5 protein-coding genes, 2 pseudogenes and 1 riboswitch are annotated in these 10,192 nt (G+C 58.2%); all 7 genes and pseudogenes read right to left on the reverse strand.

Annotated elements, in window-relative coordinates:
* Positions 1–2,063 (reverse strand): annotated as a pseudogene (pcrA, locus tag SD70_RS31545) (DNA helicase PcrA); the annotation flags it as partial.
* A gap of 13 nt (positions 2,064–2,076) precedes the next feature.
* Positions 2,077–2,763, reverse strand: a complete 687-nt coding sequence (locus SD70_RS31550; RefSeq protein WP_041052568.1) for a heptaprenylglyceryl phosphate synthase — start codon at positions 2,761–2,763, stop codon at positions 2,077–2,079.
* A gap of 315 nt (positions 2,764–3,078) precedes the next feature.
* A pseudogene (locus SD70_RS31555) lies at positions 3,079–4,856 on the reverse strand (APC family permease).
* Between the two features lie 148 nt (positions 4,857–5,004).
* Positions 5,005–5,145: riboswitch (cyclic di-AMP (ydaO/yuaA leader) on the reverse strand.
* Between the two features lie 395 nt (positions 5,146–5,540).
* Positions 5,541–6,080 (reverse strand): DUF2231 domain-containing protein, encoded by a 540-nt coding sequence (locus SD70_RS31560; RefSeq protein WP_041052570.1) that lies wholly within the window; start codon positions 6,078–6,080, stop codon positions 5,541–5,543.
* 117 nt (positions 6,081–6,197) lie between these two features.
* The gene (locus tag SD70_RS31565; protein ID WP_041052571.1) at positions 6,198–8,477 is read right to left on the reverse strand and encodes a hypothetical protein; all 2,280 of its coding nucleotides are present in this window, start codon (positions 8,475–8,477) and stop codon (positions 6,198–6,200) included.
* 31 nt (positions 8,478–8,508) lie between these two features.
* Positions 8,509–9,690, reverse strand: coding sequence for an ABC transporter permease (locus SD70_RS31570; RefSeq protein WP_156158302.1), 1,182 nt, complete (start codon positions 9,688–9,690; stop codon positions 8,509–8,511).
* A partial coding sequence (locus tag SD70_RS31575; RefSeq protein ID WP_041052572.1) for an ABC transporter ATP-binding protein occupies positions 9,687–10,192 on the reverse strand: 506 nt, incomplete at its 5' end. The genes SD70_RS31575 and SD70_RS31570, both read right to left, overlap by 4 nt.

The following is a 10,192-nucleotide window of genomic DNA, read 5'->3' on the forward strand; positions in this document are numbered from 1 at the left end:
CAACCCGCCGCCGCGCGCCGCCGCAGCGGTTCCATACCCGGCGCCGATGCCGCCGCCGGTGCCCCACGCGGCCGCCCGGCTGTGCCGGTCGCCGCCGGGCGACAGCGTCTCCACGAGCTCCTCCGGCAGCTCGCGCAAGAGCGCGAAGGCGCGTTCGCCTTCGTCTGCCCGAACAGCGTGCGCATCCGCGCGCACGTCATGTACAGCTCTTCCTCGGCGCGGGTAATGCCGACGTACGCGAGCCGCCGCTCCTCCTCCAGCTCTTCGTTATCCATGAAGGCGCGGCTGTGCGGGAACACGCCTTCCTCCATGCCGATAATGAACACGACCGGGAACTCGAGCCCTTTGGCGCTGTGCATCGTCATGAGCACGACCGCGTCCTTCGCGGCCGAATCGTCCTGCCCCTTGTCCACCATCGTGTCGATATCGGCGATGAGCGCGAGGTCGGTCAAGAACGAGACGAGCGATTTGTCCTCGTTGCGGTTTTCGAACTCCATCGTCACCGACAGGAACTCGTCGATGTTTTCGACGCGGGCTTGAGATTCGAGCGTATTTTCGCGCTGCAGCTCGAGCCGGTACTCGGTCAGCTCCAGCACCTTCTCCGTCAGCTCGGTGACAGACAAAAACTCGGTCATGCGATGAAGATTGCCGATCATCTCGTGGAAATTTTCGAGCGCGTTCCTCGTCTTGCCCTGGATGCCCGCCACCGAATGAATGTCGCCGAGCAGGGCGTAAATCGAGAAGCCGCGCTTTGCCGCCTCGTCCGCCAGCTTCTCCATCGTCGTGTCGCCGATGCCCCGCTTCGGCACGTTGATGACGCGCATGAGCGAAATATCGTCGTCCGGGTTGGAGACAAGCCGCAAATACGCGAGAATGTCTTTAATCTCCTTGCGGTCGTAGAACTTGATACCGCCGACGATCTGATACGGAATATCCGATTTGATGAGAATTTCCTCGATCACCCGCGACTGCGCGTTCGTGCGGTACAAAATCGCATGGTCGGCGTAGTGCCGTTTGCCGCCGCGCACGCAGCGGTTAATTTCGCCGGCGATAAAATAGCCTTCCTCGTGCTCGGAGTCCGCTTGGTAGATGTGGATTTTGCTGCCGCCCGGCTTGTCCGACCACAGGTTTTTCGCCTTGCGGCCGGTGTTGTTGGCGATGACCTTGTTTGCCGCTTGCAGAATGTTTTTGGTGGAGCGGTAATTTTGCTCGAGCAGAATCGTCGTCGCGTTCGGGTAATCCTTCTCGAAATTGAGGATGTTCGTAATGTCCGCGCCGCGCCAGCGGTAAATCGACTGGTCGCTATCGCCGACGACGCAAATGCGCTTGTGCTTGTCCGCCAGCATCTGGCACAGCATGTACTGCGCGCGGTTCGTGTCCTGGTACTCGTCGACGTGAACGTATTGGAATTTATTTTGGTAAAAGTCCAGCACTTCAGGCACCGTCTTGAACAGCTCGATCGTCTTCATGATCAGGTCGTCGAAGTCGAGCGAGTTGTTCGCTTTCAGCTTGCGCTGGTACATTTTGTATACTTTGGCGACAATGCCTTGAAAATAGTCCCCTATCTTCGCCTCGTACCGGTCCGGATCGACGAGCTCGTTCTTGGTCGTGGACATCTCCGCCTGAATCGCCTTCGGCTCGAACTTTTTCGTATCGATGTTGAGGTCTTTGCAGCACGAACGGATGACGGACAGCTGGTCGCCGGAGTCGAGGATCGAGAAATTCGACGTGTAGCCGATGCGCTCGATGTCCTTGCGCAAGATGCGCACGCACATCGAGTGGAACGTCGACACCCAGATGTCGCGCCCGTTCGCGCCGACGAGACTCGAGACCCGTTCCTGCATTTCGCGCGCCGCCTTGTTCGTGAACGTAATCGCCAGAATACTCCACGGGGCTACCCGCTTCGCGCCGATCAAGTAGGCGATCCGGTGCGTCAGCACCCGCGTCTTGCCGGAGCCGGCTCCTGCCATTATGAGCAGCGGCCCTTCGGTCGTCTCGACCGCTTTGCGCTGCTGCGGATTGAGCCGCTGTATCGCGTCGTGTATGTTAATGGAATGGGTCATTGCAAAAGCTCCTTTACTGCTTCACTTTGACGGTGGCAAGCGCCGCCTCCAGATCGCGGTAAATGACGTTGCCGACGACGATCGTATGCGCCGCCTCGGCCGCCTGCCGCGCTTTGTCCGGGCCGTCGATGCCGCCGCCGTAAAAAAGCCGGGCCTGCGTCAAAACGTCCCGCGCCTTGCGCACAAGCGCCATGTCGCCGAACGTCCCGCTGTACTCCACGTAAAAAATCGGCATGCGGAACATCCGGTCGGCCATCCGGGCGTAAGCGGCAATGTCTTTGGCGTCGAGGTCGGTATCAGCTTCCGTAACGCGGGCCGCCGTCGAGTCGGGGTTCAGAATGACATAGCCTTCCGTCAGCAGCTCGTTCCAATCGAGCACGGCGCCGTATTCTTTGATCGCCTTATGATGCTGCCCGACGATCCAGTCGGCGTCGCGCGCGTTCAGCACGACGGGCAGCAGCGACATGTCGAAGCCGGGCACGACCGCCTCCCGGTCCGACAGCTCGAGCACGCACGGCACTTCGTAGCGGCGAATGCGCGCCAACAGCTCGACTGTATTATCGAACGTCACCCCGCTCGAGCCGCCGACGAGTATCGCGTCGGTGCCCGACAGGCAAATGCGCTCAAGCGCGTCGTCGGACAGTTCCCGCTCCGGATCCAGCTTAAATACGTGTTTCCATTCGTCAATCTTCGGCCTCAAGCCTGTCCCCCGCTTCCGCCCTTTGGCGCCTGCGGCGCAGCCGCAGAACGCGATAATTTCAGTCTATGCTACCCGCCCAGCGGTGTCAAATACGGAAACTGTCACACCACGAGTATACCGAAAGGAACGAATGTTCGCAATGAAAACCGGAGCCGCCATAACTAGCGGCTCCGATACAAGGGAGCGATTCGATCGATCCGGTTCGTCCAAATCCCGCCTGTATAGCCGGGCGGCTGGCATAACTTTCTGCATAACCAAACCGGTTTGTTGATGCCATTATCACGACGGTTCCGTAACATTTAAAAAACTAATCGCTTAGCGTGACAAATGATACGGAACCGTAGCGACGACTATGTCCTTATCGGCCTGAAGTTTGTGCCGGATGCGGTTGGCTGATTGATTGTGCAGCAGGCGGTGCCACCACTTATGCGTAATGAATTGGGGCAGCAGCACCATAATCGATTGATTGTTCGCCGCATGAGATTCAATCCGCTCGATAAATTCGTTCAAGGGCCGGATAATCGTACGATAACGTGATTTGAAGACAACCAGCCGTACGCCGGGGTTCCATTTCTTCCATTTCTCCTCCATTTTGTCCGCGTCTTCGTCGGTGAAAGCAATGAAAAACGCGATGACGTTCGGAGAGAGCGATTTCGCATAGTTGAGCGATGAGACAACTGCTTTATGAATGCCGGCAATCGGCACGATAATAATCGGCTGGCTGGGTGTAATCTTCGTTTCGTCCAGGTTGATTCGCAGCTCACAGGCGACTGCATCGTAATGGCGGTTTATTTTTGTAATAACCACCAATATGACCGGAGTGAGCACGATGACGATCCACGCGCCCTCTATAAATTTGGTGAAGCAGAATATGGCCAGCACCGCTAGTGAAACGAGCGCACCGAGGCCGTTTATGAACGCTTTGCGCTGCCAGCCCTGCATCCGTTCCTTGAGCCATTTGCGGACAAGGCCGCTCTGCGCGAGCGTAAACGAGAGGAATACGCCGATGGCATACAGCGGGATAAGTGCGTCAGTACGGCCTTTAAACACGAGCAGCAGCACGCTTGCAAGCACTCCGAGCGTGATGATTCCGTAATTGTAAGATAGCCGGTCGCCACGGTACGTGAACATGCGAGGAAAGTTTTTGTCCTGCGCCATGATAGATGCGAGAATCGGGAATCCGTTGAAGCTAGTGTTGGCGGCCAAGGTCAAAATCATCATGGTCGCTATCTGCGTTGCATAGTACAATATGCTTCGGCCGAAGGCATGCTCCGTCACCATCGACAGCACGGAAGTATGTCCTTTCGGATCCGGAGAGATACCATAGGCAAGACTCAACATGGTAACGCCGCCGAAAATGACGGCGAGCAGCAGTCCAAGCGAAGATAGCGTGCGCTTGGCGTTTTTCACCGATGGGGTTTTGAAGTGCGGAACCGCATCGGAAATTGCCTCGACGCCGGTTACTGCAGAGCAGCCGGAGGAAAAGGCCTTAAGCAAAACGAACCATGTCAGCCCGGCAGGCACTCCTGCAGTCACTATACTCTCTGCATGAGCGTGCCCCGATCCGGTAATCAGATCGTAGCAGCCCTTGCCTACCAAAGCCAGCACGCAAATAATGAAAAAGTAGGTTGGTATCGCGAACACCGTGCCGGATTCCGAGGTGCCGCGTAAGTTAAGCCAAACCATACACCAAACTAGCAGCAGGGCAATCGGAACGATATAGGGTACTGTAACCGGAAAGGCCGATGTAATTGCCTGAACTCCGGCGGAAATGGATACGGCAACCGTAAGCGTATAATCGATCATAAGCGAAACGCCGGTCAAACGCCCCCACATCATGCCGAGATTTTCTTTGGAAACCATATAGCTCCGCCGCCTTGCGGATACGCTTCTATGACTTGCCTGTAACTGATAACGAGAATGCCGATAAGTGCGATAATGGAAAGCGCGATCGGCAGCGAGAAGGCGAATGCCGCGGCGCCGACCGTGGCCAGTTCGAGCAGGATCTGCTCCGTTCCGTAAGCCACAGACGAAAGCGCATCGGAAGATAAAATGGGCAGCGCCTTCCACACCGGCATTTTCTCCGATTCCATCTCGCTCGATTTCAACGGTTTGCCGAAAACAACCTTCTTCAACGTCTCTGTAGTCACGTTGTCGAACCTCCAAAGTAAATCTGCTGATGACACGCTGCCATTTATGCACGCAAAAAAGCACAAGGGCAACCCTTGTGCTTCCAGGTTTGTATCCTCTCACTGCTCGCTGACGAGGTTAGCTGCCGGATTCGGACGGTGAGATAAACGCCCTAGAAAGGTTGCACCTTTCATTCACCCCAAGGAATGGTTCCCCCGCAATTCAGTAATGAATTTTAAGCGATTTGCTATGCAGTTGTGTTGAAACAAAACGAATCATACCTGTTTCGTCGAATAATTGCAAAGCGGGAAATGAAGGGGAAATATCGACTTATCATCGATTTTTCATCATGTATGCACTTACAGTTTCTCAGACCACTGCTCCCCTGTAGTTTGCTTGGTTATACTTGCGTATACGCAGAAAATGATTTTCTCATGCGAGCATTTTGCAAAAATTATTCCTTTTGTTCGAATAACTCGATGATATGATGCACAATTCCCTTAACATCGTCCTCACTTCGAAATTAAAATGACCGCAGTCATAAATGACTGCGGTTTACAAGTGTTATGTTCGTGCAAGGAATGCTTTTTTTATGCCAGTTGGATTTCGCAACTGATTACTGCAGACGTTCTCTCTTCCTCTTATCCCTAAGCCTGCCCCTGCGGCTGCGTCTGTTGTCCTTGTCCCGCTCCCTGGCGCTGTCCCTGCTCGCCGCCGTTCTGGCGCTGTCCCTGCTGGCGCTCGCCCTGCACGCCGGGGCGCTCCTGGAACTGGCCCGGCCGTAATTTGCTGCGGTCCGGATGCACCATTTCGCCGCCGATATGGCCCGTATAGCCGACAAGCAAAACGCCGATCAGCGCCACGGCCAAGTACACATAGTTGCCGCCGAGCTCACGCTGCTTGCGCAGGTGGAAAAACAGCCGCACTAAGGTCAGCACGATAAACAGCACCATCGTCATTTTGCCGTAAAACTCATGGGTATGGACGAGCGGATTGCGGTCCTCCGGCCCCGTGGCGACGGCGGCGATCGCGCCCAGCGTGCCGACGACGAGGCACAGCAGCCCGGCGGCGTGCCATTCCCGCCGCTTCGCAAACAAGGCCAGGACGTCGAACACGAAGCTGAATATGAGCATTGAAATCGGAATGTGGATGACGATGAAATGCAAGTTTTTGATCAAATAGCTCATGCGGCGGCTTCCCCCTCCGGCAGATTGACTCTGCTTCACTATAGCCGGGAAACATGAAACTAAAATGAATGCAAGCTGAATGCAAGCTGAAAATATGCTGCCCGGCGACCGCAGCGGTTACGGATTGTTCACCGTTCGAAGCAGGCGTTTGGCCGTGCCGTCCGGCGTCGGGAACGTCTCGTACACGCGAAGCGACAGGGGATCGCTCACGTCCTTGAAAGATCCGATATCTACCGTTTGCAGGCCGCCCGTCAGCTGGTTCGTGCCGGTGAACGGCAGCGTCTGGGAAGCGAGCGTGCGTCCGAGGCCGTCCACCAGATCGAACTCGAGGCTCGGCGTATTGCCGTCGACGATGACCTGCGTCTGCCGTTCCAGCTTCAGATCGAGCGTCAGCTTGTAGGTGAACGTTCCGCCCGAGTACGACCATTGCAGCATCTCGTTGTTCATCGTTACCGTATACGGGTACACGTGCAGCACGTTACCGTCGTCCGCCGGCTGCGGGCTCACCGCCACGGTCGCTTCCGAGACGGCGGAGCGGCTGTCCGCAACCGTCAGCGCCATACGGTCGGTATTGACGCCGGCCGGCAGCAAGTACGAGTAGCTCAGCGTGTAGCTCGCGCCCGGCATAAGCTGCTGCGACGCCGACGTCTGCCGGCTGCCCGGGTACGATGCCCCGCTGTCCGTCACGAGGCCCGTCGTGAGGCTCGGCAGCGATACGGAGTTTTTGCCGTGGTTGGTGACGACAAATTTGGCAAAAGCGCTGCGGAAGCCGTCGCTTTCGTCGGGGTTCGCGTGGAACTCGACGAGCGACACGTCCAGATCGGACGAAATCGTGCTGCTCGCCAGCGGCAGCTTGTCGCCGAGGTTATACGCTTTGGCGGAAGCGAACGCGTCGGAACCGTCCGTGGCGCCGGTCAGCACGGTGACGGCAATCGGCGCGGCCCCTCCGGCGGAGCCGGACGATTGCGAGGCGGAGCCGGACGATTGCGAGGCCGATCCCGACGAGCTCGCGGAACCGGAAGCTCCCGCCTGAGCGGTGCCGTTGTCCGCCTGGGACGCGGAAGCCGACGAGGACGCCGTCGACGAAGACGACGACGATGCGCTTCCGGACGTTGCGCCCGATGACGACGACGAACCGGACGAGCCTGACGAGCTTGTCGAGGCGGGCTTCCCGGATGCTGTCGCCGCGAACAAGGCAAGTCGCACGTCTTCCGCCTTCAGCCCGCTCGGCAGCACGGCGTCGAATCGGTACGCCGACGATTCGCCCGGGGCTAAGTAGAGCGGATGCGAAGACGTATCCGCAGCGGATACCGCCGCCCCTGCCGTTCCGAATTGGAACGCCGCCGACAAGGCGGGAAGCGCTGCGATGTCCGTCCCTTTGTTGTCAACCGCTACAATTGCCGACACATGCGTGCCGTCCGATTGCTGGCTGATCGTCGCATTCGTCGTCGTCGCGGCCAGCTGCCTCACGCCGCTGCGGCCAAACACGGGCTCCGCCTCGCCGATCACGGACTCCGTCGTGACCCCGGCAACGTCGAGGCTGCCCAGAACGGACACACCGCTTGCCGTCTCGCTGTAAAACTGCAAGCTGTAGCCGGCGGCGGCGCGCGGCTGGCCGGAAGGAACCGGCGCCTTGACGGTCACCTTGCGCGTCTCTCCGGGCAGCAGAGCAGTGTCGGTTCCGGCCACGACCGTCGCGCTGTAGCTGTCCGATTGCGTGCCGACAAAGCGGTATTTCAAAGCGGTGGGCAGCGCAAAGCCGGTGCTGCCCGTATTGGTCGCCAGCAAATCCGTGTACAGGTACGCTTGCTCGTCCTGATGCACGATGAAGGTGCGTACCGCTTGGAAGCTGACCGCAGCGTCGGACGGCAAGCTCGCATCGGCTTCGTCGGCCTGGACGACCGTCTGCCGTACGGCTGACGATGTGCCTGCGTCTGCGACAGGAAGCGCCCCGAGCTCATCCATCAGATCGGGCCTCGTCATGTCCCAGCGGAACACGACGACTTGCAGCTGACCCAGCGTATCTTTGGCAGGCACTTGCGAGCTGAAGCGGAACGTCGCCGCTTGCCCGGACTCCACCTGCGCGGTCTGCTTGCCCGTCAGCTGCGCCGTGAAGCTGTGGCCGCTCGCATCGCTCACTTTGACGCCGTAATCGTTCATATTGACGGCCGTTCCGCTGCCGTTTTGCAGCTTGAGCCCGAATTGCAAATACGCTTCGCCGGTGCCGCCGGAAAGCGAAACGTCCTGGACGGTGAAGTAGGTGGAATCATTGATGAAGACCCCGGGCTGGCCCGCTTGAGCGGTCGGCACGGCGAGCTGGAAGCCGAGCGCGGTAACGGGAATCGCGGCTTTCATCCATCTGCGCAGCGATTGAAGCGTCTGAAGCTTGATTTTCACGGGATAGTACCTCCTTTAAGTAAGGGAACGGTCAGTCGGTGCGAAGGGCGTCGATCGGTTTAAGCCGGGACGCTTTATTGGCCGGGTAAATCCCGAATACGACGCCTACCGCGAGCGAAAACAGAAACGCGTAGATCCCCGCGCTGACGGAAAGCGAGGTGTTCTGGCCCGGGCTGATGATCGGCAGGGCAAGCGAAAAAGCAATGCCGAGCACAAGCCCGAGCAGTCCCCCCATGCCGCTGATGACGGTAGCCTCAACCAGAAACTGCAGCAAAATATGGCGCCGCTTCGCCCCGATCGATTTGCGGATCCCGATCTCCCGCGTCCGCTCCGTTACCGTCACCAGCATGATGTTCATGATGCCGATGCCGCCGACGATCAGCGAAATGGCGGCGACGCTTACGAGCTGCAGCGTCAACGTTTTGGACGAGCTCTCCAGCGAGCTGAGCAATTGCGAAGAGTTGAAGATGCTGTAGCCGGTATCGCTTTTGAATTTGTTGTACAAATACGCCTCCAGCACGCCCTGCACCCTGGCTGTGTCGGTGCTGGAAGCCGCTTCGACATAAGCGTTTCTGATCGTGCCGAGCTTGAAATCCCTTTGCAGCGTATCCAGCGGCACGAAAATCGTTTCGTCCATCGAAGTGCCGTTCGTATTGGAGCCTTTGCTTTGCAGCTTCCCGATCACGGTATACACGAAGCCCGATATGTTGATTTCCTTGCCGACCGGATCCGCGCTGCCGAAAAACTCTGCGGCCACGTCGCTGCCGATGACGGCCACGTGATTGCGGAAATCGAGGTCGGCCTCAGCCAGGAAGCGCCCGCTTTCCACGCTCCCCTGCTGCATGTCCAAATACCGGTCGTTCGTCCCGATGACGTTGTAGGACGTCTGCGAATCTTTCTCGTATTTGACGGTGGCGCCGCTTTTGTTCATCGTCGGCGCTATGGACTTGATGCCGGCCGTCCCTTCCAACTGCATCAGCTCGTCGTAGCCCAGCTGCGTGGCGCGGCCGGTTCCGCGCAAGTTGATGACGAGCAGATTCGTGCCCAAGCTTTCGAATTGCTTCGCGATCGCTTCCTGGCTGCCTTTGCCGATCGAGACGAGCGTGATCACGGAGCTGACGCCGATAATGACGCCGAGCATCGTCAAAATCGTACGAAGCATGTTGGACCGCACCGTCCCGATCGCCATCGCGAACAGCTCCCATATGTTCACGAAACCACCTCCAAAGCCCGTTCGGGGAGAGGCGCATTGCGGACGTCGCCGACAATTTCTCCGTCCCTGAGCGATATGACCCTTCTCGCGTGGCCGGCAATGTGCTGATCGTGCGTAATGAGCACGATCGTATTGCCCTGCTCGTTCAGCTGCACGACGAGCTCGAGCACTTCTTGGCCCGTCTTGGAATCGAGCGCCCCGGTCGGTTCATCCGCCAAAATCAGCGAAGGCGAAATGGCCAACGCTCTGGCAATAGCGACCCGCTGCTGCTGCCCGCCGGACAGCTCGCTCGGCTTATGGTGCCCGCGCTGCCCCATGCCCAGCTTTTCCAGCATGATCTGCGCCCTCTCCTTGCGGACCTTCGGCGGAATCCCGGCGTAAATCATCGGCAGCTCCACGTTTTCCAGCGAGGTGAGGCGGGGAAGCAGGTTAAACTGTTGAAAAATAAACCCGATCTTGCGGTTGCGGATCTCGGCCAGCTCGTTGTCGGTCAGCTTCTCCG

The sequence above is a fragment of the Gordoniibacillus kamchatkensis genome, from assembly GCF_000829455.1.
GTDB classification, from domain to species: Bacteria; Bacillota; Bacilli; order Paenibacillales; family NBRC-103111; genus Gordoniibacillus; species Gordoniibacillus kamchatkensis.